The organism is Clostridium sp. K13 (assembly GCF_019734195.1).
GTDB lineage: Bacteria > Bacillota > Clostridia > Clostridiales > Clostridiaceae > Clostridium.
Genome location: NZ_JAASHM010000001.1, coordinates 91,289 through 114,065 on the forward strand (window position 1 = coordinate 91,289; position 22,777 = coordinate 114,065).

General features: G+C 26.8%; 26 protein-coding genes. 24 read left to right on the top strand and 2 right to left on the bottom strand.

Features of this window, described 5'->3' with window-relative positions; genetic code table 11:
* The first annotated feature begins 33 nt into the window (after positions 1-33).
* The 11 genes from codY (at position 34) to ispG (ending at position 10,236) form a co-directional block, all read left to right on the top strand.
* The gene (gene codY, locus HCG76_RS00445; protein WP_221698383.1) at positions 34-810 is read left to right on the top strand and encodes a GTP-sensing pleiotropic transcriptional regulator CodY; all 777 of its coding nucleotides are present in this window, start codon (positions 34-36) and stop codon (positions 808-810) included.
* Positions 811-1,158: 348 nt separating this feature from the next.
* The gene (gene rpsB / locus HCG76_RS00450) at positions 1,159-1,860 is read left to right on the top strand and encodes a 30S ribosomal protein S2 (protein ID WP_195468441.1); all 702 of its coding nucleotides are present in this window, start codon (positions 1,159-1,161) and stop codon (positions 1,858-1,860) included.
* 86 nt (positions 1,861-1,946) lie between these two features.
* A complete protein-coding gene (tsf, locus tag HCG76_RS00455; protein ID WP_195989881.1) occupies positions 1,947-2,858 on the top strand; it encodes a translation elongation factor Ts in 912 nt (303 codons plus the stop codon).
* Between the two features lie 69 nt (positions 2,859-2,927).
* A complete protein-coding gene (gene pyrH, locus HCG76_RS00460) occupies positions 2,928-3,638 on the top strand; it encodes a UMP kinase (protein WP_195989882.1) in 711 nt (236 codons plus the stop codon).
* Between the two features lie 13 nt (positions 3,639-3,651).
* Entirely contained in the window at positions 3,652-4,209 is a 558-nt protein-coding gene (gene frr, locus HCG76_RS00465; RefSeq protein ID WP_221698384.1) for a ribosome recycling factor, read from the top strand.
* Between the two features lie 83 nt (positions 4,210-4,292).
* On the top strand, positions 4,293-5,051 hold the full coding sequence (locus HCG76_RS00470) for an isoprenyl transferase (RefSeq protein WP_221698385.1): 759 nt from the start codon (positions 4,293-4,295) through the stop codon (positions 5,049-5,051).
* An 18-nt stretch (positions 5,052-5,069) separates the two neighbouring features.
* The gene (locus HCG76_RS00475) at positions 5,070-5,864 is read left to right on the top strand and encodes a phosphatidate cytidylyltransferase (RefSeq protein WP_221698386.1); all 795 of its coding nucleotides are present in this window, start codon (positions 5,070-5,072) and stop codon (positions 5,862-5,864) included.
* A 129-nt stretch (positions 5,865-5,993) separates the two neighbouring features.
* The gene (locus HCG76_RS00480; RefSeq protein ID WP_221698387.1) at positions 5,994-6,974 is read left to right on the top strand and encodes an AI-2E family transporter; all 981 of its coding nucleotides are present in this window, start codon (positions 5,994-5,996) and stop codon (positions 6,972-6,974) included.
* A gap of 9 nt (positions 6,975-6,983) precedes the next feature.
* Complete coding sequence (locus tag HCG76_RS00485) at positions 6,984-8,156, top strand: 1-deoxy-D-xylulose-5-phosphate reductoisomerase (RefSeq protein WP_221698388.1); 1,173 nt, start codon at positions 6,984-6,986, stop codon at positions 8,154-8,156.
* Positions 8,157-9,176 carry an RIP metalloprotease RseP gene (gene rseP / locus HCG76_RS00490; RefSeq protein WP_221698389.1) on the top strand — a complete coding sequence of 340 codons (1,020 nt, stop codon included), beginning with the start codon at positions 8,157-8,159 and terminating at the stop codon, positions 9,174-9,176. It abuts the gene before it with no gap.
* Between the two features lie 10 nt (positions 9,177-9,186).
* The gene (gene ispG / locus HCG76_RS00495; RefSeq protein WP_221698390.1) at positions 9,187-10,236 is read left to right on the top strand and encodes a flavodoxin-dependent (E)-4-hydroxy-3-methylbut-2-enyl-diphosphate synthase; all 1,050 of its coding nucleotides are present in this window, start codon (positions 9,187-9,189) and stop codon (positions 10,234-10,236) included.
* Positions 10,237-10,292: 56 nt separating this feature from the next.
* Here the strand turns inward: ispG and HCG76_RS00500 are convergent, their stop codons facing one another.
* Positions 10,293-11,114: a Cof-type HAD-IIB family hydrolase gene (locus HCG76_RS00500; RefSeq protein WP_221698391.1), complete on the bottom strand. Its 822-nt coding sequence runs from the start codon at positions 11,112-11,114 to the stop codon at positions 10,293-10,295.
* A 178-nt stretch (positions 11,115-11,292) separates the two neighbouring features.
* Here HCG76_RS00500 and HCG76_RS00505 point away from each other — a divergent pair, with 178 nt between their 5' ends.
* From HCG76_RS00505 to HCG76_RS00540, 8 genes are all read left to right on the top strand, one after another.
* Positions 11,293-11,574, top strand: coding sequence for a hypothetical protein (locus HCG76_RS00505; protein WP_195989891.1), 282 nt, complete (start codon positions 11,293-11,295; stop codon positions 11,572-11,574).
* Positions 11,575-11,898, top strand: a complete 324-nt coding sequence (locus HCG76_RS00510) for a hypothetical protein (protein WP_221698392.1) — start codon at positions 11,575-11,577, stop codon at positions 11,896-11,898.
* Positions 11,899-11,969: 71 nt separating this feature from the next.
* Positions 11,970-13,118 (top strand): flagellin lysine-N-methylase, encoded by a 1,149-nt coding sequence (gene fliB, locus HCG76_RS00515; protein WP_221698393.1) that lies wholly within the window; start codon positions 11,970-11,972, stop codon positions 13,116-13,118.
* Positions 13,119-13,262: 144 nt separating this feature from the next.
* Positions 13,263-14,123 carry an ABC transporter ATP-binding protein gene (locus tag HCG76_RS00520; RefSeq protein ID WP_260457989.1) on the top strand — a complete coding sequence of 287 codons (861 nt, stop codon included), beginning with the start codon at positions 13,263-13,265 and terminating at the stop codon, positions 14,121-14,123.
* Positions 14,111-14,860: a hypothetical protein gene (locus tag HCG76_RS00525; protein WP_221698394.1), complete on the top strand. Its 750-nt coding sequence runs from the start codon at positions 14,111-14,113 to the stop codon at positions 14,858-14,860. The genes HCG76_RS00520 and HCG76_RS00525 overlap by 13 nt, the downstream gene beginning before the upstream one ends.
* Positions 14,860-15,237 (top strand): GntR family transcriptional regulator, encoded by a 378-nt coding sequence (locus tag HCG76_RS00530; RefSeq protein ID WP_221698395.1) that lies wholly within the window; start codon positions 14,860-14,862, stop codon positions 15,235-15,237. Before HCG76_RS00525 ends, HCG76_RS00530 begins: the two co-directional genes overlap by 1 nt.
* A 3-nt stretch (positions 15,238-15,240) precedes the next feature.
* Positions 15,241-15,975 carry an ABC transporter ATP-binding protein gene (locus tag HCG76_RS00535; RefSeq protein WP_221698396.1) on the top strand — a complete coding sequence of 245 codons (735 nt, stop codon included), beginning with the start codon at positions 15,241-15,243 and terminating at the stop codon, positions 15,973-15,975.
* 146 nt (positions 15,976-16,121) lie between these two features.
* Complete coding sequence (locus HCG76_RS00540) at positions 16,122-16,499, top strand: hypothetical protein (RefSeq protein ID WP_221698397.1); 378 nt, start codon at positions 16,122-16,124, stop codon at positions 16,497-16,499.
* A gap of 38 nt (positions 16,500-16,537) precedes the next feature.
* Here HCG76_RS00540 and HCG76_RS00545 read toward each other — a convergent pair whose 3' ends face one another.
* The gene (locus HCG76_RS00545) at positions 16,538-17,338 is read right to left on the bottom strand and encodes a MerR family transcriptional regulator (protein ID WP_221698398.1); all 801 of its coding nucleotides are present in this window, start codon (positions 17,336-17,338) and stop codon (positions 16,538-16,540) included.
* A 122-nt stretch (positions 17,339-17,460) separates the two neighbouring features.
* Here HCG76_RS00545 and HCG76_RS00550 point away from each other — a divergent pair, with 122 nt between their 5' ends.
* The 5 genes from HCG76_RS00550 to HCG76_RS19305 all read left to right on the top strand — a co-directional run bounded on the left by HCG76_RS00550 (position 17,461) and on the right by HCG76_RS19305 (position 22,502).
* Positions 17,461-18,093, top strand: coding sequence for a GNAT family N-acetyltransferase (locus HCG76_RS00550; RefSeq protein WP_221698399.1), 633 nt, complete (start codon positions 17,461-17,463; stop codon positions 18,091-18,093).
* Between the two features lie 198 nt (positions 18,094-18,291).
* A complete protein-coding gene (locus tag HCG76_RS00555) occupies positions 18,292-18,819 on the top strand; it encodes a sigma-70 family RNA polymerase sigma factor (RefSeq protein ID WP_221698400.1) in 528 nt (175 codons plus the stop codon).
* 9 nt (positions 18,820-18,828) lie between these two features.
* Positions 18,829-20,313, top strand: coding sequence for a DUF4179 domain-containing protein (locus tag HCG76_RS00560; RefSeq protein ID WP_221698401.1), 1,485 nt, complete (start codon positions 18,829-18,831; stop codon positions 20,311-20,313).
* Positions 20,314-20,491: 178 nt separating this feature from the next.
* Positions 20,492-21,373, top strand: a complete 882-nt coding sequence (locus tag HCG76_RS00565; protein WP_221698402.1) for an aminoglycoside 6-adenylyltransferase — start codon at positions 20,492-20,494, stop codon at positions 21,371-21,373.
* A 46-nt stretch (positions 21,374-21,419) separates the two neighbouring features.
* Complete coding sequence (locus HCG76_RS19305; protein WP_221698403.1) at positions 21,420-22,502, top strand: GNAT family N-acetyltransferase; 1,083 nt, start codon at positions 21,420-21,422, stop codon at positions 22,500-22,502.
* The last annotated feature ends 275 nt before the right edge of the window (positions 22,503-22,777 follow it).

A 22,777-nucleotide genomic window follows, 5' to 3' on the forward strand; every position in this document is an offset into this window, starting at 1 on the left:
AGTGATAAGGCTTATGATGGGGGGAGTATTTAATTGTCATCATTATTAAATAAAACTAGAAGATTAAATAAGATTTTACAAAAGGGTGGTGCAGACCCGGTAGTATTCGACGATATATGCAAACTTTTAAGTGAAGTATTAGAATGTAACGTATATATAATTAGTAGAAAAGGAAAAGTTTTAGGACATACTTTTTCAACAGATTTTGAATGTGGAATAATGAAAAAGTATGTTTTAGAAGAAGGTAGATTTCCAATAGGATATAATGAAAGCCTATTAAAAATTTCAGAAACTTTAGCAAATTCTAAAAGTAATGGCAACTGTGTATTTAAGGGTGAAGGAGCTTGTGAAGTTTCTAATAAGATATCTACAATAGTACCTATAGTAGGTAATCGTGAAAGAATGGGAACATTGCTTTTAGCAAGATTCGGTGAAGAATTTACAGATGAAGATTTAGTTTTAGCAGAACATAGTACAACTATAGTTGGAATGGAAATGTTAAGAGCTAAGCAATTTGAACTAGAAGAAGAAGCAAGAAAGAAAGCTGTTGTTCAATTAGCCATTGGAACTTTATCTTATTCTGAATTAGAAGCTGTAGAGCATATATTCAACGAATTAGAAGGTAATGAAGGATTATTAGTTGCATCTAAAATTGCAGATAAAGTAGGAATAACAAGAAGTGTTATTGTAAATGCATTAAGAAAGTTTGAAAGTGCTGGTGTAATTGAGTCAAGATCTTTAGGGATGAAGGGAACTCATATTAAAATTTTAAATGAAAAATTAGTAGAAGAATTAAAGAAGATAAGATAGAAAATAAGCTATACAGAAGTATAGCTTATTTTTATACAATAGAATCTTTATTATAGAAAGAAAAAAGTTTTATATTTTATAATTAGGATATAATATATAGTGAATATTTAAACTTATATAAGAATATTAGTATTTAAGCAGTTTTATTATATGAATAAAACTATAAAATTATAGTTTTATGACGGTAAAAATAAAATATGCAAAAAATATGTTGCTAGTATATAAAGCTTATGATATACTAACGTAGGTAAATAAATACGCACATAACCCAATTTATAAAGTTGGTGCCTAATTTTGGGAAGCTTTATAAGAATGAAGGTTGTGGAGGAAAAACCAGGAGGTAACAAAATGTCAGTTATATCAATGAAACAATTATTAGAAGCAGGCGTTCACTTTGGACACCAAACAAGAAGATGGAACCCTAAGATGGCTCCATATATATTCACAGAAAGAAACGGAATATATATAATAGATCTTCAAAAGACAGTTAAGAAGGTAGAAGAAGCTTACAACTTCATCAGAGAAGTATCAACTGAAGGAAAAGACATTCTTTTCGTTGGAACTAAGAAACAAGCTCAAGAAGCTATTCAAGAAGAAGCTATAAGATCAAACATGCACTTCGTTAACAACAGATGGTTAGGTGGTATGTTAACTAACTTCAAAACTATCAAAACTAGAATTAAGAGATTAGAAGAATTACAACAAATGGAACAAGATGGAACATTTGATGTTTTACCTAAGAAAGAAGTAATCAAGTTAAAAGGCGAAATGGAAAAATTACAAACTAACCTTGGTGGTATCACTAACTTAGATGTTAACAACATCGGAGCTATGTTTGTAGTTGACCCAAGAAAAGAAAAGAACGCTATATCAGAAGCTAAAATCTTAGGAATCCCAGTAGTAGCTATCGTAGATACTAACTGTGATCCAGAAGAAGTTGATTACGTAATCCCAGGAAACGACGATGCTATCAGAGCTGTTAAATTAATAACTGCTAAATTAGCTGATGGAATCATCGAAGGAAGACAAGGCGAACAATTAGCTGAGTAATAATTTTAAGAGGTAGGTGAGGGCAACTTCATTTACCTTTTAACCTAAAATAAGGTTTACATTTAATGTCAAGGAGGAATTTAATAATGATAACTGCTAAATCAGTTAAAGAATTAAGAGAAATGACTGGCGCAGGAATGATGGACTGCAAAAAGGCTTTAGTTGAAACTGAAGGAAATATAGAAAAAGCTGTTGAATTTTTAAGAGAAAAGGGATTAGCTGCTGCTGCTAAAAAAGCTGGTAGAGTTGCTGCTGAAGGTATCGTTAAGACTTTCGTTTCAGCTGACAAGAAAACTGCTGCTATGGTAGAAGTTAACTGTGAAACTGACTTCGTTGCTGCTAACGAAGAGTTCGTAGCTTTCGCTACAAAAGTTGCTGAAATAGCTGCTAACACTTCTGCTACAACTGCTGAAGAATTAGTTGCTGAAAAGTTTGATGGAGAAGCTACTATTACAGAAGCTTTAACAGCTTTAATTGCAAAATTAGGCGAAAACATGACAGTAAGAAGATTTGTTAAATTCAACATCGAAAACGGAGCTATTGCTAGCTACATTCACGGTGGCGGAAGAATTGGTGTTATGGTAGAAGTTGCTTGTGACACTGATAGCGCTGTATTAGAAGAAGTTGCAAGAGAAGTTTGTATGCAAGTTGCTGCGGCAAATCCTCTATTCTTAAGCAGAGAACAAGTAGATAACGAAGCTTTAGAAAAAGAAAAAGAAATCTACAGAGTTCAAGCATTAAATGAAGGAAAACCTGAAAAGATCGTTGACAAAATGGTAATGGGAAGAATCCAAAAGTACTACAAAGAAGTTTGTCTTTTAGATCAAGCATGGGTTAAAGATGGAGATAAATCAATAGCTAAATTCTTAGAAGAAAAATCTAAAGAAGTTGGTTCTCCAATAACTATTACAAGATACGCTAGATTCGAAAGAGGAGAAGGTATCGAAAAAGTTGAAGAAGACTTCGCTGCAGAAGTTGCTAAAACTATGGGTATGTAATATCAAGAGAACACTTTGGTGTTCTCTTTTTTTAAGGAAAAGAGTACATATATAGCAGGAGGGATTACAATGGCAAATAGTAAATATAAGAGAGTAATGTTAAAAATATCAGGTGAGGCTTTATCTGGATCAAATGGATTTGGGTTTGATTTTGATGTAGTAGGAAGAATTGCAAGAGAAGTTAAAACTTTAGTAGACATGGATGTTGAAGTTGGTTTAGTTGTTGGTGGCGGTAACATATGGAGAGGTAGAACTGGTGAAGGTATGGACAGAACTACAGCAGACCATATGGGAATGTTAGCTACTTGTATAAATGCATTAGCACTTCAAGATGCTTTAGAAGGTATTGGTGTTAAAACAAGAGTTCAAACTGCTATAGAAATGAAAGAAATAGCTGAACCTTTTATAAGAAGAAGAGCAGTTAGACATTTAGAAAAGGGAAGAGTTGTAATTTTTGGGGCAGGATCAGGAAATCCATATTTCTCAACTGATACAGCTGCAGCTTTAAGAGCAGCAGAAATAGAAGCAGATGTAATTTTACTTGCTAAAAATGTTGATGGTGTATACGATAAAGATCCAAATAAGTTTGCAGATGCTAAAAAATATGATAAACTATCATATATGGAAGTAATTGAACAAGGATTACAAGTAATGGATACAACAGCAACTACATTATGTATGGATAATAGCATTCCAATATTAGTTTTTGGTATTAGTGAAGAAGGTAATATCAAGAGAGTTATGGAAGGCGAAAAGATAGGTACAATAGTATCTAAATAATAGGGAGGATTATATGATAAAAGAATTATTAAGTACAGCAGAATCAAAAATGCAAAAGACTATTTCTGTTTTAACTTCAGATTTAACAACATTAAAAGCTGGTAGAGCTAACCCTAAGATGCTTGATAGAATACAAGTAGAAGCATATGGTGGATTATGCCCAATTGAACAAGTTGGTAACATATCTGCTCCAGAACCAAGAATGTTAGTTATAACTCCATGGGATAAGTCATTATTAAGAGATATCGAAAAGGCAATTTTAAAATCTGACCTTGGAATTAACCCATCTAATGATGGATCTATAATTAGATTATTAGTTCCAGAATTAACAGAAGAAACAAGAAAAAATCTTGTTAAAAATGTTAAAAAGTTAGGTGAAGATGCTAAAGTAGCAATTAGATCTATAAGAAGAGATGCTAATGAAAAGATTAAAGCATTAAAAAAGGATGGACATATTTCAGAAGATGAAGTTAAAAAGGGTGAAGAAGCTGTTCAAAAGAAGACAGATCAATTTGTTAAAGAAATAGATTCACTTGTTGTAGCTAAGGAAAAAGAGATTATGTCAATTTAAAACCTGCTATTTAGCAGGTTTTTTTCTTAAGTGAAATTTTAATGTTTAGGTTTTATATAAAGTAAATTGGAGGCAGGAAGCAAATGTTTAATTTTTTTAAAGCTACTAAAAATAATGAAGAATTAAATATAGAATTAGATGAAAAAAATGTTCCTCAACATGTAGCTATAATAATGGATGGAAATGGTAGATGGGCTAAGCAAAGAAATATGCCTAGAACTATGGGACATAAAGCTGGAGTTGAAACTATCAGAAGAATAGTAAAGGAAGCTGATAGATTAGGAATAAAATATATAACTCTATATGCCTTTTCAACTGAGAATTGGAAAAGACCAAAGGATGAAGTTAATGCTCTAATGAAGCTTTTAGTGCAATATTTAAAAAGTGAAGTTAGTGAGTTACATAAAAATGGCGTTATATTAAGAGTTTTAGGTGATATAAGTGCACTTCAAGAGGATTGTAAAAAAGAAATTGAAGATTCTATAGAGTTAACAAAAAATAATACTGGGTTAGTATTGAATGTTGCCTTTAATTATGGTGGAAGAGATGAAATTATAAGAGCGGTACAAAATATAGTGACAGATGTAGAAAGTGGTAAAATAAATAAAGCTGATATTACAAAAGAGAGATTTTCAGATTATTTATACACTAATAACTGTCCAGACCCAGATTTAATAATAAGACCTTCAGGTGAACAAAGAATAAGTAATTTCTTATTATGGCAATGTGCATATTCAGAATTTTGGTATTCTAATGTAAACTGGCCAGATTTTAGCGAAAAAGATTTACAAAAAGCCATTTATGATTATCAAAATAGAGATAGAAGATATGGTGGCGTTTAGTTAGAGGAGGTTAGAAGGTTGAAGTTAAATAGTAGGTATTTAGGAGCACTTGTACTTGCTCCATTATTAATTTTTGTACTTTTAGGTGGATTACCACTAAAGTTATTTACTATAGCATTATCAGTATGTGGATTATATGAATTTTATAATGCTTTAAAAACAAAGGAAATAAAAAGTATTCCAATAATTAGTTACATTTTATTAATTGTTTATTATGCTTTTAATAATGATTTTGAAAAAATGATGTATATTTTAGTTATAGCTATGGTAATAGCATTGATAATACCAATAGTTGATTTAAAATATTCTTTTGTAGATGTAGCTATAACATTCTTAGGATTTATTTATGTTGTAATATTATTTAGTTTTATTCCACTAGTTAATGAAAAGGTTGCCGGACAATATTTAGTATGGCTAATATTCATAGGATCATGGCTTTCTGATACTGTTGCTTACTATTTTGGAAGATTCTTTGGTAAACATAAGCTTTGCCCAAAAGTAAGTCCTAAAAAAACTATTGAAGGATCAATAGGTGGATTTTTAGGTGCTACTATTGGATGTGGTTTATTTGGTGTTGCAGTTAGTGCTTATGTTCCAGAAGTAAGTATAATTCATTTCTTCTTAATAGGAGCATTATGTGGAATAATGGGACAGTTTGGAGATTTAGTTGCATCATCTATTAAAAGGTTTGTTGGCTTAAAAGATTATAGTAATCTTATTCCAGGGCATGGTGGTATATTAGATAGATTTGATTCAATTTTATTTAATGCAGTAGTTGTTTTTTATTATTTAACATTTATAGTGGGAATTTAATCAAGTTAAGATACAGTAGATTAAGTACTGTATCTTTTTTTGTATACTAAAATATAGTCTAAATTATAATATTCACTAATAAATTAATAATATAAATTGTTATAATAGTAATTTAAAGTGGGGGAGAAAATGCGGTTATATAATGGGTATAAAAAGCACCATCAATATAAAACATTAGTGGATTTATTATTTTTATTATTAATATTTGTAATTATAACATTTGCAATAAAAAATTATTTTAAACCTTTCTTAACTATTCTTATTTTAATTATTTTATCAACACCAATTTATGATATGTTGAAAAAAGTAATTAATAAAAAAGAAATTGCAGGAGCATTAACAATTTTAATAATTAATATAGTATTATTTTGTTTTATATTTTATTTTGGAAATTCAATTGTGGGACTATTTCAAAAGTTTTATGTAGAGCATTTAGATGGAATAAAAGAATTTATAGAAAATATTAAAAATATATTTAATATTGATATAGAAAGAATGATACAAAATAATTCACATAGCTTAAGTTCTTTAACTTTTAAAAATGGTTTAGCAATAACAGGGCAAGGAATTTTATCTTATATAATTGCTAACATTTGTGTATATTTTATTTCAGTTGATAAAAAATTATTTTTAAAATTACTAAATTGTTTATTACCTTATGATATTGTGGATACTATAAGAGAAAAAAAGAATAATTTAAGAGAAGTAGTGAAGATTGAATTAAAATTAGTAATTATATGTATGGTTATAACTATTATAGGATTTAAAATATTGAGAGTACCTAGTGCTATATTTTTAGGTTTTATATGTGGTATATTAGATATACTACCATATGTAGGAACTATAATTGTATTTATTCCAATTATAATATACAATATAATAATGAAAGAGTATTTACTAGTGATTGGATTAATAGCATTATATTTGTTATTACAAGTAGTAAGAGAAATATTAGAACTTAAGTTTCTTAGTTCTAAGTTAGATATTCATCCGTTAGTAGTAATGCTTTCCATGTATATAGGCGCAGAAATATTTGGAATAATAGGATTGTTAATAGGACCTATATACTGTTTAATTGCAAAAGACATAATATACGAAGGAACATTATAGGAGGTATTAATGAAAAATATTTCAATTTTAGGGGCAACGGGTTCTATAGGAACTCAAACTCTAGATGTAATAAGAAATTCAAATGAGGAAATTAATCTTATAGGAATTACTGCAAATTCTTCAGTAGATAAGATTAAGGAAATAGTAAAGGAATTTAAACCTAAATATATAGCTATGATGGATGAAAACTCAGGAAATATCATTGAGGAATTTTGCAATAAAGAATATCCAGATATACAGGTTTTTAAGGGGATTAATGGATTAATTAAAGTTGCAACGTTAGATGAAATTGACACAGTGGTAACATCTGTAGTTGGTATGATAGGCTTAAAACCAACAATGGCAGCAATAGAGGCAAAAAAGGATATAGCTTTAGCTAATAAAGAGACTTTAGTTGTTGCTGGAGAGCTTGTGATGAATAAGGCAAAAGAAAAAAATGTAAAGATATTGCCTGTAGATTCTGAGCATAGTGCTATATTCCAGAGTTTAAGTGGATATAAAAATAAGGATATAAATAAGATAATATTAACTGCATCAGGTGGACCTTTTAGGGGAAAGACTATTGATGACTTAAAAGATGTAACTGTTAAAGATGCACTTAAGCATCCAAAATGGAATATGGGACAAAAAATTTCTATAGATTCAGCTACTTTAATGAATAAAGGTTTAGAAGTAATAGAAGCTCATTTTTTATTTGATACTGATTATGAAAATATTGAAGTTGTTGTACACCCGCAAAGTATAATTCATTCTATGGTTGAATATAAAGATGCTAGTGTAATTGCACAACTTGGAACTCCAGATATGAGATTACCAATTCAATATGCATTAAATTATCCAGAAAGAAGAGGGATGATAGCAAATCCAATTAATTTTTATGAATTAGGTGCCTTAACTTTTGAAAAGCCAGATTTAGAAACATTTAAATGTTTAAGATTTGCATATGAAGCTGGTAAAATAGGGGGATTAGCACCAACAATATTAAATGGTGCTAATGAAGAAGCAGTTGCTCTATTATTAGAGGAAAAAATAAAATTCCTACAAGTAGCAGAAATAATAGAAGATTGTATGAAGGTATTTAAAGAAAATTATTATAATGAATTAACTCTTGATAATATTATAGAGTTAGATAAAAAGGTTAGAGAGTATATAAGAATAAAATGGGAGTTAGGAGTGAAGTAAGTGTATATTATAATGGCTATATTAGGATTTAGTTTATTAGTAATTGTCCATGAATTAGGACACTTTATTATGGCTAAGGCTAATGGAATAAAGGTAGAAGAATTTTCAATTGGGATGGGTCCAGAGATTTTTTCTAAAAAGGGTAAGGAAACTCAATATTCATTAAGATTATTTCCTATAGGTGGATATGTAAAAATGCTTGGTGAAGAAGAAGTTAGTGATGATGAAAGAAGTTTTTCTAGTAAATCACCATTAAGAAGAATTAGTGTTATATTAGCTGGTGTTACAATGAATGTTATATTTGCAATTATAGCATTTGCAATTATAATAAGTAATAGAGGGTATGCAGAGCCAGTAATAAGCAAATTAGCTGATAATTCTCCAGCTATAGAAGCAGGATTAGAGGTTGGAGATAGAATATTAAAGATAGATGGCTCAAAGGTATTTACTACTACTGATGTTTCTATGGGGATTCAAATGGCAAAAGGTGATGCTGTAGAATTAGTAGTAAATAGAAATGGAAATAAGGAAAATATTACTGTTACCCCAAAATTAGTTGATCAAGATGGGAGTCAAATATATCAAATAGGATTTTATTATACACCTGTTGAAAATCCAAGCATAATTCAGTCAATTAAAGAGTCATTTAATGAAACTATTTCATTAGTAACTCAAACATATAAGAGCTTAGTAATGATGGTTACAGGTAAGGTAAACTTTAAGACAGATGTTGGTGGACCGGTTACAATAATAAAAATGTCAACACAAGTTGCTAAAAATGGTTTATTATCATTAACATATTTCCTTGGTTTCCTTAGTATTAATTTAGCTGTATTTAATTTATTACCATTCCCAGCATTAGATGGTGGATGGACAGTTATTTTATTAATTGAACTTATAACTAGAAGAAAGGTTCCAGATAAAATAGTAGGAGCAGTAAATTATGTAGGCTTTATGGTATTAATAGGATTTATGATATTAGTAACAGTTAAAGATATATTATTCCCTATTAATTTATAGGAGTGTAAAAATGGAAAGAAAAATTACAAGAAAAGTTAAGGTTGGATCAGTTTATGTTGGTGGAGATTCACCAGTTTCAATTCAATCTATGACAAATACAGATACAAGAGATGTAGAAGCTACATTAGATCAAATAAGAGCATTACATGTAGCAGGATGTGAAATAATAAGATGTGCAGTTCCTGATATGGAAGCTGCAGAAGCAATAAAAGATATTTGTGCAGGTTCTCCAATGCCTGTAGTTGCAGATATACATTTTGATTATAGATTAGCATTAAAATGTGTTGAAAATGGAATTAGCGCAATTAGAATTAATCCTGGTAATATTGGAAGTGTTGATAGAGTAAAGGCTGTTACAGAAGCTTGTAAGGCTAAAAATATTCCAATAAGAATTGGTGTTAACTCTGGGTCTTTAGAAAAAGATATTTTAGAGAGAGATGGAAAGCCAACTGCTAAGGGATTAGTTGAGTCTGCCTTAAGACATGTAAAAATATTAGAAGAATTAGATTTTCATGATATAGTAATATCGATTAAATCTTCAGATGTTCCAATGATGATTGAGGCTTATAGATTAATGAGTACAAAGTGCAATTATCCTCTTCATTTAGGAGTTACAGAATCAGGAACTGTATTTAGAGGGACTATTAAGTCAACATTAGGTATAGGAACGTTGCTTGCTGAAGGTATAGGTGACACTATAAGAGTATCACTAACTAGTGATCCTATAGAAGAAATTAAGGTTGCAAAAGAAATGCTTATTGCCTTAGGTTTAAGAAAGCAAGGAATGACATTTGTATCTTGCCCAACTTGTGGAAGAACTCAAATTAACCTTATAAAAATAGCAGAAGAAGTTGAAAAGAGACTTGAAAATTGCAATAAAAATATTAAAGTTGCAGTTATGGGTTGTGTTGTAAATGGCCCTGGAGAAGCAAGAGAAGCTGATATTGGTATTGCTGGTGGAAAAGGTGAAGGGTTAATCTTTAAAAAAGGTGAGATTATTAAGAAAGTTAAAGAAGAAGACCTTATTGAAGAGTTAATGAAAGAAATAGAAAATTTATAAAATGTAATTGCCTGCTGGTTAATCTAAGTGTTAGATTAATCCAGTAGGCAATATTATTATACATATTTTCTTATTGCTTTAGCTACACCGGCATTTGTATTAGATTCTGTAATAAAGGTTGCAGCTTCTTTAACTTTATCAATGGCATTTCCCATTGCAACTCCAATTCCAGCAAATTTAATCATAGAAAGATCATTTTCACTATCTCCAATACACATAACTTCATTTTTATCTAATCCTAAATATTTGGCAAGATATTGCACAGCTTCTCCTTTAGAGCTTCCTTTTTTCATAATTTCAAAATTATCATTCCAAGAAGAGACTATTTCTAAATTAGGACATTTTTCTTTAAGTTCTTCTTTAGCTTTTAATAATTTTTCAGTATCATTTTTCTCTATGCAAACACCTTTTAAAATTTCACCATCATATAGTTTATAAATATCATGAATATTATTCAAAACTTCTAGTTTGATTCTTTCTTCTTCCTTAAGAGTTTTATTTAAAGTCTTATAAATATTATTTTCAGGTAATTCTTCCATAGAAACAATTCCAAAATTAGCTGTTAAATATGAAAATAAATTATATTTTTTAGAAATTTCTAAAAAACTTTCAGCATCATCAATATTTAAAGGGTTGTTATATATTTCTTCTCCATGGCTTCCACCAATAAAAGCACCATTTGAAGCAATAATTGGTGTTGTTAAGCCTATTAAGTCAGAATAAAGTTTAGCACAGTTATAAACTCTTCCTGTAGTAATTGCAACATGGACACCTTTTTCTATAGCATATTTAATTGCAGACTTATCTTCCTCTGAAATATTATGTTGGTCCATTAAAAGTGTTCCATCCATATCAATACATATAAGTTTAATGCTCATAATAAAACCTTCTTCCTTAGCAAATTAATGAAATTATTATACAACTATTTTGAAAATACTAAAAATAGTTATTTTAAATGTAAACTATAAAAAAATTTTATATATTAAATATTGTTTCATAATATAAATTTATTATTATACTAAATTTATATATAACTTATAGAAAAGAGGGAAAATAATGATACCTATAGATAATTTTATAGAAGATGCAGTTAGAAAGTTAAAAAAGATGAAGCCCTTAAATTGTCTTGATATTAGAACATATAAAAGGGATAGAAGTGTTGTTATTGAAAAGCTAGAAGATGGATATAATTTATATGAAGATGGTTTTGAAAAAGAAGAATTTAAAAATTTATCTCTTGATGAGCTAAAAAAACTTTTAAAAATAATGCAGAAAAAAGAGTTTCCAAGAAGTAATATAGTTAAATTTTATATGTTAAAAAGAAGAGGCACAAAATAAATGAATGTAGTAATTGAAGATAATAAGTATATAGAAAAGTTTATGAAACATCATAATAATTATAGTGAAAGGTTAAAAGATGAAATATATAGTAATATAAATACTATGATTAATGAAAAAGCTTATAAAATAAAAGATGTAAGAGGACTTAAATATAGAGGAAAAACTGCTTTTGAATATAAAATAATTCTAGATAAATATTTTGTATGTAGAATAGCTTATATTAAGGAAGATGATAATATAGTAGTTTTTTATATTTCAACGAATATAATAAAGGCAACTTTTACAAAGGAAGTTTCTAATATTAAAGGTGTAACAAAGTAATTTTAGTTACATAATTAATATTTTGATGTATTATTAATAAGAAATACTAATTATGTTGATTGGAGCAAAAAATGAAAGTAAATATGTTTATGCCAAAATATATGTCAACTTTTAAATGTATTGGTTCAGAATGTGTAGATACATGCTGTGCAGGATGGGATATCAATATAGATGAAGATACATATAAAAATTATACTAGTTGTACTGGTAGTCTTAAAGAGCTAGTAACAGGTAAGTTTAGAGAAAATAATAATAATGAAGATTATTTTAATAAAGGATTTATGATCTTAAAAGAAGAAAATAAATGCCCTTTCTTAAATAATAATTTACTTTGTAATATTCATGAAGGAATTGGAGAAGAAAATCTATGTATAACATGTAAGAGATTTCCTAGAGTATATAATATCGTAGATGATGTATATGAAAAGTCAGGGCTACCATCTTGTGAAGAGATTTGTACAATGGCATTTTTAAATAAAGAAAAGATGGAATTTATTGAGTGTGAAGAGGAAATAGATGAAAGTGCTATTGAAATAAGAAGAATAATTGATACAGAAGCCTTTGAAGGATCTGATAGCTTACTTCAATATTTTTGGGATGTAAGAGTAAATTCTATAAACATAATGCAAAATAGAAGTTTTTCTATTGAAGAAAGGTTAAGAATATTAAAATCTTTTTATAATGAAATTGAGGATTTATATAATAAAGAGGATTTTGATAGTATAGAAGAACTTTTAGAGGATTATAGTGAAGGAGCAGTAGAGTTTGAAAACTTCAAAAGTTTAGATTTAACTGAAGGTAATGAATTTTATTTAAGTTTATTAAATGAAGACCTTATAAAAAATATAAGAAGTGTAAGATTAAAAGAATGTATTAATGAATATAAAACTTCTATTTCACAAATGAATGATATTACAAAGTATATAAATGAAGAAACAAATTTATTAGAAGGAATAGAAAAATACTCATATGTTTTTGAAAATTACTTAGTTAATCAGATATTTAAAGATTTAATTCCTTTTAATAAAGGTGAAAGTTTAAATTTAAGCATAAATATATTAATTAATAGTTATAAAATAATAAAAGCCTATACAATAGGAATAGCTTTAAGCTCTGAAGATAAAATAGATGAAAAAGAAATTATAAGAGTTATTCAAAGTTTAAGTAAAGATATAGAACATAATAAGGTGTTTAAAAAGCTTCTAGAAGCTAATACATAATATGAAAAATGTTGCTAAGGTAATCGGAGTATTATTTAGCAACATTTTTTTTGGATTATATTGACATATAAGTAATGCTGAGTATATACTGTATATATAGATATAAACAGTATATATACGATGTGAGAAAGAGAGGGTATAAATATGTTAATGGAAGTAAATAATTTGTGTAAGAAAATAGGTAATTTGAATTTAAATGATATTAATCTTAAAATAGAGCCGGGATATATAGTTGGTTTACTAGGTGTAAATGGTTCTGGAAAAACATCTCTTATAAATACAATATTAAATTTGTATAAAAGAGATAATGGAGAAGTTATTATTAATGGTTTCTCTATGGAATTTAATGAAAAGTCAGCGAAAAATCAAATCGGTTTTGTGCTTGATGAAGAGATGTTTGAAGAAACAATGAGTGTGCTTAACAATGCTAAAATATTTGGCAGTCTATATGATAATTTTGATGAAAATTTGTTTAAAGAGTTTTGTAAGAATTTTAATATACCACTTAATAAGAAGTTAGGAAAATTATCTACAGGGTTAAAGGTTAGATTTCAATTAGCGTTTGCATTAGCACATGATGCAAAACTATTTATCATGGATGAACCTACTGCAGGATTAGATCCGTTATTTAGGAAAGAATTAATAAATTATATGCAACAAATTGTTGAGGATGGAAGCAGAAGTGTATTATTTTCTACTCATATTACAGAAGATTTAGACCAAGTTGGAGATTATATTATATTAATAAATAATGGAAAAGTATATTTTAATTTAAGTAAAGAAGAGTTGAAAGATAAATATAAAATTTTACAGGGAGGCAAAAGTGAAATAGAGAAATTGGATGCAAATAAGATAATTTATAGAGAATATGGAGAGTATTATAGTTTTGCTTTTGTTGAAGAAGAAAAAGATAAAGTTTATGAAGGGCTTAAGAAAAAGACTCCAACATTAGAGGAAATAATGTATTGTTTAGATAAAGGAGGATATGATAAATGCTTAAATTAGTTTTAAATGATTTATTTATAAATGTAAAGAAAAATATTTTTTCAATAATTTTAGATATATTTTTATTTTCATTCGTAGGGTTTTATATTACAAGTATAACTATGATAGGATCTAGTAATTCATCTTTGATTACTTATAATGAAGATTTAATAAAAATAATCACACCGATATTTAGCTTGATTTCCATTATATACTTATACTCCATAATGAAAAGGATACCTCTTAGATTAAATAAAGCAATGTTTGTATGTGCAGTTGGAGAATTTGAAAAAATTAAATATATATTACTTCAATTAGGTGTAAAAATCATATTTAGTTTTTTAGTTATGTTTATATTAATGTATTTTTTAGTTGGAAGATTTTTTATAAGTAGTAGTTTAATTATAAATGTTATACAAATTATATTATGGTTTTTCATAATATTAAATATTAATTTGAAAGTTGGAATTGGAGAAAGAGGAAAAAGAGAAAAAGATAATGATGGTTATGTTATTATTACAAAAGAAGAAGAAATGGTAAATGTTTATTGGTTTTGCTTATTAATTATAGAAGCTATAGCTTTTTATTCACTTGTTAGTTTGAATATAAACTTTAACTTATTTGTAATATTAGGATGGTTGATAGCATTTGCTATAAATACTTTTGTTGTATACAGATATATGAGACCTATTTTAAATAAATCACTTTCTTATGAAGCGGTTTACTGTCAGGTACCAGAAAGGAACGAATATTATTAATGAATATTATTTTAAATTCAGAAAGTACTTTGTCTATTTATGAACAAATTATAAAATCAATTAAAAACTCAATTGTTAAAGAAGAAATAATACCAGGGGATATGTTACCATCTATAAGATCATTAGCGAGAGATTTAGGTATAAGTGTAATTACTACAAAACGTGCATATGAAGAACTTGAAAAGGAAGATTTAATATATTCAGTTCAAGGAAAAGGATTTTATGTTAAAGAGCCTAACAAAGAGAAACTTAAAGAGCAACAGCTTAAATCATTTGAAATTATGGCAGAAAAGTTAATTGAAGAAGGGCGAGATTTAGGACTTACATTAGATGATATGCAGGATGTATTGAGAACTTTATATGAGGGAGGAAACTAAGCTATGTCAACAATTATAAAATGTGAAAATATACAAAAAAAATATAAGAGCTTTTCGTTAAAAAATATTAATTTAACAATAGAAAGTGGTTATCTCACAGGGCTTATAGGAGTTAATGGAGCAGGAAAAACTACACTTATAGATATTTTAGCGGGAATAGATACAAACTTTGAAGGGGATGTAACTGTAGATGGTATAAATATTAAAGAAGATTTAAAAAGGGTTAAAGAAATGATAGGCTTAATATCTGAAAAAAATACATTTTTTCTAGATAATACAGCCTTAGATAATGGACTTATGCTAGGAAAGTATTTTAAAAATTGGAGTATGGAGGAGTATTATTTATGGTTAGATAAAATGAATATTCCAAAGGGGCAGCCAATATATCAGTTTTCTAAAGGTATGAAAATGAAGTTCCAAATAAGTTTTGCTATGGCGCATAAGCCTAAATTCCTTTTATTAGATGAGCCAACAGCTGGTTTTGATCCTGTATTTAGAAAAGAGTTTATTAGAATGCTACAAGAAATTTTAGAAAATGATATTGGTGTTTTAATGTCTACACATATAACAAGTGATTTAGATAAGGTTGCGGACTATATAATTTTAATTGATAATGGAGAAATTAAAATTAATGATACTAAAGAAGCCTTAGAAGATGAATTTAAAAGAAATAGATTAGAAAGTACTTTAAAGAAAAAATTTAATATAGGGGATTTACTAAATAGTAGTAAGGGGTAAAGTGATATGACTTTTTTTGAGGATGAAAAAAGAGAATTAATAAGTATTATCATAAATTTTATTTAGGAATATTTTTATTTATTTACTTTATTAATGTTCAATCCAATGTTTCTTATGAAATAACTGCAATAAAAAATGGAGCAGATATGAAAGCAATTCCTTTTATAAATTCTACAGTTGTACTTGGATCAATTATATTAATAATTTATCTAAATTATCATCTTTTTTGGATAAAGGAACAAGGTAAAAAGATTTTTATATTAAGGAAATATGATATTATACCTTTAAGCAAAAAGGAAATTTACTATTCTAAGTTTAGGATAATAATAAATAATTTTTTTGGATTTTTATTTGGAGCTATGATAATTTATATAGGAATATTATTATTTAATTCTTATTATGAATTTAACATTATAAATAATATTCTTGATATATTAAAAATATTATTATTTTCAGGTGTTCTAATTGGCGTTGTTTTAGTAATAAATTTATTTGAAGATTATAATAGTAAAAGATGTATTTAAAGATTAACTGCAAGCTTATTCTTGCAGTTAATCTTTTGTTATTCTATAAGAACTTGAATTTGACAATTATAGTTTCCTGTTTCAAAGATATTATTAAATAACTCTACTTCAAGCCATTGTTTAGCTTTTAAATTATGTTCTTTTAAGTAATTCATCATTAAACTTTCACAGTAATCCATATTATCACTACTATATATTAAAGTTAAATAGTTACCTTTAGGTAAGCTATAAATATTATCATCACTAGTTAAATCTATATTAGATTCAATGCCATTAAATGCATACATGGATTCAATATTATTTGATGAATTTAATTTATAAATTATACCTCTTTCTAAAGTAGGGGTTAGATTATTTTGTTTAATTTCTTTATCTAAATCAGAATAATAGAGTAATTCTTTTAAATCTCCTACTTCTTTACATGGAACAATAATAATTTTACGTTCTTCAAAAAAATTAGTTTTAATTTCATTTGTATTTATAAGATTTCTAGAGAGTCTTATTCCAGTAGTTAAAGTATCAATATTATTTATAACAATTTTAATGTTTTTAATATTTTCTTCAGCTTCTTTTCTTTTTGCATCTAAAAAGTCTAACAACTTATCCATATCACAATCTTTAAAAATTTCTTGTAATTCAGCTATACTAGTTCCTAATTGTCTAAATCCTTTAATTATATCTATATATATAAATTGATCTATAGAGTAATATCTATAACCTGTATTTTCATCTATAACTTTTGGTGTAAGAATACCTATCTTATGATAATATCGTAAGGTTTTTATTGTTATATCTTTAATCTTAGAAACTTCACCTATAGAAAATAAGTTTTTATCCATAAAATTCTCCTTATATCTAAAATTATTATTGACTCTACCCTTAGGGAATACTTTATTTTAAGTATATAGTATTTGGCCAAATTATTATATATAAATTTAAAATGAGAGATGGAGATTATTATATGAGTAAAATAATATATAGAGATATAAATAAAAAAGATTATGAAGATATTAAGAAGTTAATTTGCGAGGCATTTGGATTTGATAAATTTATAAAAAATGAAGATTTATTAGATATAACAACAGCATTATATTTACAAGAGTGTATTGAGGATAGTTCTTTTAGTAAAATAGCAGAAAAAGATAATAAAGTAATAGGAATGATTTTAGGAAAGTCAAATAATGATAAATTAATTGTACCGGAAATTGATAAAAAAGAGTTAATAAATGAAGATGTTGCTAGAACAATTATGGCTGATGAAGAAAATATAATGATTATTAAAGAATTTTCAAAGATTCAGAATACTTATAAAGAGATTATAGTAGGAAAAGAGGATACTTTTCAGGGCTGTATACAATTGTTTATTGTTTCTAAAGAATCTAGGGGATTAGGTATAGGTAAAAAACTATTAAGTTATTTATTTGAATATATGAAATCAAGAGAAGTAAATTCAATGTATTTATATACTGATACTAGATGTAATTATAAATTCTATGACAGCCAAAACTTTAAGTGCTTATCAGAAAAAGAGTTAATATTTGATTCTATAAATGAAAAACTTGATGTATTTTTATATGGATATAAATTTAATTAGTTAGTAAGAGTGTTATCTTAAATAGTTAGTTTAAGATAACACTCTTTAATTTTACAGTAAGTTAAACTTATAAAAATAAGTAGTAACTATATATGTTATAGAGTTAGATAAAAAATAAAATTAAAGTGAACATATTTATTGAGATATGCATCTAATATATGTAATACTTAGCTAAGTAAAGAAAATAGGGGGAGGAATATGGAGCTAATATCATTTTTTAATTATAAAAAGAAGTCTAATGTTATTAGAGCAAAAAATGGTGATAATGATGCTTTTCTAACTTTAATTAATGAAAATAGATTAAATGTTTATAGAGTTGCCAGAGGAATTTTAAAAAGTGAACATGATATAGAAGATGCTATACAAAATACTGTAGTTAAAGCATATGAAAAGATTAATACTTTAAAAAAGGATGAGTTTTTTAAAACTTGGCTTATAAGAATTCTAATTAATGAATGTAATGAAATTATTAGAAAAAATAAAAGACTTGAAAGCATTAATAATGGTAGTAATGAAGAGAGATATAACGATACTTATGAAAACATAGATTTAATTAATGCAATAAATGAACTAAATGAAGAGTTAAGAATTACAACAGTATTATTTTATTTTGAAGATATGCCTATAAAAGATATTGCAAATACTTTAAAAATACCAGAAGGAACAGTAAGGTCAAGACTTTCTAGAGCTAGGGAAAAGTTAAGATATATGATGAGGGAGGTATAATATATATATATGGATAATAATAATGATTTTTTTGATGAAAAAATTAAAAGGAAATTAAGAGAAGAAAATAAATTTATACCAGAATATGCCAACAATTCTTTTGATAAAGGGATAAAAAAAGCAATAGATAGAAGAAGATATAGATATAAAAGATTAGCAGGAATAACAGCAGCTTGTTTTTTAGGAATAACTATTTTTACAGTAACATTACCAGCTTATGCAGATAAGATTCCAGTATTAAATAATATAGTTGATTATTTTACTTCAAGTAGATATGAAAATTATGATAAATATGCATCAGATTTAAATATTACTAAGGAAAGTAAAGGTGTAAAGGTTACTATAAATAAGGTTGTTTATGATGGATTAGATTTGGCTGTTTTTTATACTGTAGAAAGTGAAAATGGAATTAGTAATATGCCAAGTTTTATAGATTCTAACTTAAGAGTTAATGGAAAAAAAGTATCATTTTCTTCAAGTGGTAGTGGTGAATTCATAAAGGATAATAAAGCTTATGTAGGACATATAACTTATGATGTAGTTGATAAAAAGATAATTCCAAAAGATATTCAAGAAGAAAGTTTTTATGGTGGATATGTAGAAATACCAGATGAGTTTTTATTTTCTTTAGAATTTAACAATATTGAAGGAATATTAGATGAGGACTATATAAGAGGAAATTGGAGTTTTGATATACCTGTTACTAGCGAAGCTGTTAATGGAAAGGTTAATGAGTATGAAGCTAATATTAATCTTGCAGATATTAATAATGGAGTAAATATAAATAAGGTAATAACAAGTCCAATTAATACAGCAATTCAAGGAACTTATTATGGAAGTGAGTTTTCAAATATAGAGTTTATTGCCTTTGATAATGAAGGTAGATATATAGAGAGGAAGGGAGCAAGTTCTTTTGGAACTACTTTAAAGGATGATAAAGTTATTAATTATTTTACTAGTAAATTTAAAGAGACTTATGAAGATACAAAATCTCTTATTTTTATTCCATATAAGTATAAAGAAATTAGTGATATCAAGGTAAGAGAAAATGGTAATAATAAAGTTGTAGAAGTAGGTGATATTAAGATTGCTACTAATGAAACAGTAAAAGGAGAAAATTCTCCATTTAAGTTAACTTCAAAACTAAATTTAGAGGGAAAAACAGATTTAACTACTATTTTAGGAAGTGAATATGGAACTATTACAAAGGTTGAGGTTAATGAGGGTAAAACTAAATTATATATAAAATCAAATTATAATATATTTGCAATTCCAGAATTAATTAGAGATAAGAGTAGTGGTCTAGAAATAAAAACTGTTGATAATTTTAATAGTATGGAATTATATACAACAAGATATTTAAAAGAGAGTGGAGAATTAGTTGTTGAATATGATGGTGAGTTAGTTGGAGATAATTATGAAGTAGTCTATTATGATCATAGTAATGAAATAAATGTATATAGTAATAATATATTTGAAGTGGAAGTAGATTAAAATAAGGAATCTTAATTAGATATTAGAAAAAGATTATATTAATCCAAGAATTTTTAGAAAGATTCTTGGATTTTTTTTATTTATGGTATAATTAACCAATACAGATTGTGTTTTAGAGTGTGTAAATTAAATAATTCTAGATAGAATATTGAGTAATATATATAAAGAGGGGAATGTTATGAGAAATGAGAAAGAGATGTATGAATTAATATTAAGTATTGCTAAAAAGGATAAAAGAATAAGAGCAGTATATATGAATGGTTCTAGGGCCAATCCAAATATAAAGAAAGATATTTTTCAAGATTATGATATTGTATATGTAGTTACAGAAACTAAATCATTTATAGAAGATAAAAAATGGACAATTAATTTTGGAGAACCTATTATTTTTCAAGAACCAGATAAGTTAGATAAGATGCAAGGAATGAATATTGATTTTAGTAAAGGATATACTTATTCAATGCAGTTTACTGATGGAAATAGAATAGATTTACATCTTCAATCTTTAGATATGTTAGAGAAAGAATATAATAAGGATAAATTAGTTATAAATTTATTAGATAAAGATAATATTTTACCTAAAAGTGAAGAACCAAGTGATAAACAGTATTGGATTAAAAAACCAACTTATGAGGAGTATTTTAGTAAATGTAATGATTTTTGGTGGGTAGCACCATACTGTGCAAAAGGGTTATGGAGAGAGGAAATTCTTTACTCTATAGATGTAATGAATAATTATATAAGGCATGGCTTATTAAATATGATAAGTTGGAGTGTTGGAATAGATACTGAATTTAAGGTGAGTATTGGAAAAGTAAATAAATATCTTAAAGAGTATATAGATGAAGAGTTATGGAAAAAATTAATGATTACATTTAATATGAGTGATTATAAAAATTCCTGGATAGCCCTTATTACAACTTGTGAATTATTTGAAGAGGTTGCACCTATTGTAGGGAAAAAGTTAGGATATGAATATAATTATGATGAAGCTAAGAGAAGCTTTGAGTTTATAAAACATATAAAAGATTTACCTAAAGATGCTTTGGAGATTTATTAGTAGGGTAGTTTTAGAAAAGTAAAATATTAAACTAGGTGAGGGTTATATGGAGTTAGTAAGTGAAAGATTAATATTAAGAGAATTTAGTCATGCAGATTTTCAAGATGTACACGCATATTCTTCAAATATAGAAAATATAAAATATATGATATGGGGACCTAATAGTGAAGAAGATACAATTGAATTTTTAGATGATTGTATAGAAAACATAGATAAAAAACCTAGGAAACAATATGATTTTGCTGTTACTTTAAAGGAAAATGGAAAGGTAATAGGTGGTTGTGGAATTTATTTAAATGATTCGTTAGAAGAGGGAATGTTAGGTTGGATTCTACATAAGGATTATTGGAAAAAAGGGTATATGACAGAGGCTGGGAAAGAGTTAGTGAAATTTGCTTTTGAAGATTTAAATCTTCATAGGTTATATGCAACTTGTGATGCTGAAAATTATGGTTCTTATAGAGTTATGGAAAACTTGGGAATGAGAAGAGAAGGACATATTATTAAAAACAGAAAGTTTGCTGGTTTTACTGATGTGTGGCATGATGAGTTTTTTTATGGACTTTTACAAGAAGAATGGATAAATAAGTCTACAGAATATATAGAGGTTAATGATAAAAAGTTTAAAATAATAAAATTATTAGGAAAGGGTAAAGGCGGATATTCTTATTTAGCATCTGATAATGAAAATGAATATGTTGTAAAACAAATTCATCATGAACCCTGTGAATATTATAACTTTGGAGATAAAATTAAATTAGAGTTAAATGATTATAAAAAACTTTTTAGTTTAGGAATTAGAATGCCTAAAATGATAGATATTGATATAAATAATGAGAGAATACTTAAAGAATTTATTGATGGGCCTAGTATAGATGATTTAGTAGTAAAAGATAAAATGAAAGATTCTTATATAAATCAGATAAAAGAATTTTGCAGTATTTTATATAAAAATAATATTAATATTGATTATTTTCCAACTAACTTTATAGTACAAGATGATTTGATTTGGTATGTAGATTATGAATGTAATGAATATATGGAACAATGGAATTTTGAAAATTGGGGAATAAAATATTGGTCTAAGACTGCAGAGTTTATTGAGCATTTTCAAAGTGAGAATAAATAGAATTAATTAAGGAATAAATTACAAATATTTCTTTAAAATCTAAATAAATAGTGATAAACTAATAAATGAAAACTTAATAGTAGTTTTATAAGAGAGTGTATTAATATATACACTAAATATATAAAGGAGTGATGTTTTATGATGAATAAAAGAAATGTTCAAATAGATATAGTATTAAATGGTGAGGTGGCTACTAATTAACCTTACAACTAAATAATTAAAGAAAAGCCTCCTCACTGAAAGCCCATAAAAAATTATAGACTTTTAAAGTGGAA

What these genes read in the sequence shown, in the direction of transcription:
- rpsB (WP_195468441.1), top strand. Translation starts at nt 1,159, where the DNA reads ATGTCAGTTATATCAATGAAACAATTATTAGAAGCAGGCGTTCACTTT.
- tsf (WP_195989881.1), top strand. Translation starts at nt 1,947, where the DNA reads ATGATAACTGCTAAATCAGTTAAAGAATTAAGAGAAATGACTGGCGCA.
- pyrH (WP_195989882.1), top strand. Translation starts at nt 2,928, where the DNA reads ATGGCAAATAGTAAATATAAGAGAGTAATGTTAAAAATATCAGGTGAG.
- frr (WP_221698384.1), top strand. Translation starts at nt 3,652, where the DNA reads ATGATAAAAGAATTATTAAGTACAGCAGAATCAAAAATGCAAAAGACT.
- HCG76_RS00470 (WP_221698385.1), top strand. Translation starts at nt 4,293, where the DNA reads ATGTTTAATTTTTTTAAAGCTACTAAAAATAATGAAGAATTAAATATA.
- HCG76_RS00480 (WP_221698387.1), top strand. Translation starts at nt 5,994, where the DNA reads ATGCGGTTATATAATGGGTATAAAAAGCACCATCAATATAAAACATTA.
- HCG76_RS00485 (WP_221698388.1), top strand. Translation starts at nt 6,984, where the DNA reads ATGAAAAATATTTCAATTTTAGGGGCAACGGGTTCTATAGGAACTCAA.
- ispG (WP_221698390.1), top strand. Translation starts at nt 9,187, where the DNA reads ATGGAAAGAAAAATTACAAGAAAAGTTAAGGTTGGATCAGTTTATGTT.
- HCG76_RS00500 (WP_221698391.1), bottom strand. Translation starts at nt 11,114, where the DNA reads ATGAGCATTAAACTTATATGTATTGATATGGATGGAACACTTTTAATG.
- HCG76_RS00505 (WP_195989891.1), top strand. Translation starts at nt 11,293, where the DNA reads ATGATACCTATAGATAATTTTATAGAAGATGCAGTTAGAAAGTTAAAA.
- HCG76_RS00510 (WP_221698392.1), top strand. Translation starts at nt 11,575, where the DNA reads ATGAATGTAGTAATTGAAGATAATAAGTATATAGAAAAGTTTATGAAA.
- fliB (WP_221698393.1), top strand. Translation starts at nt 11,970, where the DNA reads ATGAAAGTAAATATGTTTATGCCAAAATATATGTCAACTTTTAAATGT.
- HCG76_RS00520 (WP_260457989.1), top strand. Translation starts at nt 13,263, where the DNA reads ATGTTAATGGAAGTAAATAATTTGTGTAAGAAAATAGGTAATTTGAAT.
- HCG76_RS00525 (WP_221698394.1), top strand. Translation starts at nt 14,111, where the DNA reads ATGCTTAAATTAGTTTTAAATGATTTATTTATAAATGTAAAGAAAAAT.
- HCG76_RS00530 (WP_221698395.1), top strand. Translation starts at nt 14,860, where the DNA reads ATGAATATTATTTTAAATTCAGAAAGTACTTTGTCTATTTATGAACAA.
- HCG76_RS00535 (WP_221698396.1), top strand. Translation starts at nt 15,241, where the DNA reads ATGTCAACAATTATAAAATGTGAAAATATACAAAAAAAATATAAGAGC.
- HCG76_RS00540 (WP_221698397.1), top strand. Translation starts at nt 16,122, where the DNA reads ATGAAAGCAATTCCTTTTATAAATTCTACAGTTGTACTTGGATCAATT.
- HCG76_RS00545 (WP_221698398.1), bottom strand. Translation starts at nt 17,338, where the DNA reads ATGGATAAAAACTTATTTTCTATAGGTGAAGTTTCTAAGATTAAAGAT.
- HCG76_RS00550 (WP_221698399.1), top strand. Translation starts at nt 17,461, where the DNA reads ATGAGTAAAATAATATATAGAGATATAAATAAAAAAGATTATGAAGAT.
- HCG76_RS00555 (WP_221698400.1), top strand. Translation starts at nt 18,292, where the DNA reads ATGGAGCTAATATCATTTTTTAATTATAAAAAGAAGTCTAATGTTATT.
- HCG76_RS00560 (WP_221698401.1), top strand. Translation starts at nt 18,829, where the DNA reads ATGGATAATAATAATGATTTTTTTGATGAAAAAATTAAAAGGAAATTA.
- HCG76_RS00565 (WP_221698402.1), top strand. Translation starts at nt 20,492, where the DNA reads ATGAGAAATGAGAAAGAGATGTATGAATTAATATTAAGTATTGCTAAA.
- HCG76_RS19305 (WP_221698403.1), top strand. Translation starts at nt 21,420, where the DNA reads ATGGAGTTAGTAAGTGAAAGATTAATATTAAGAGAATTTAGTCATGCA.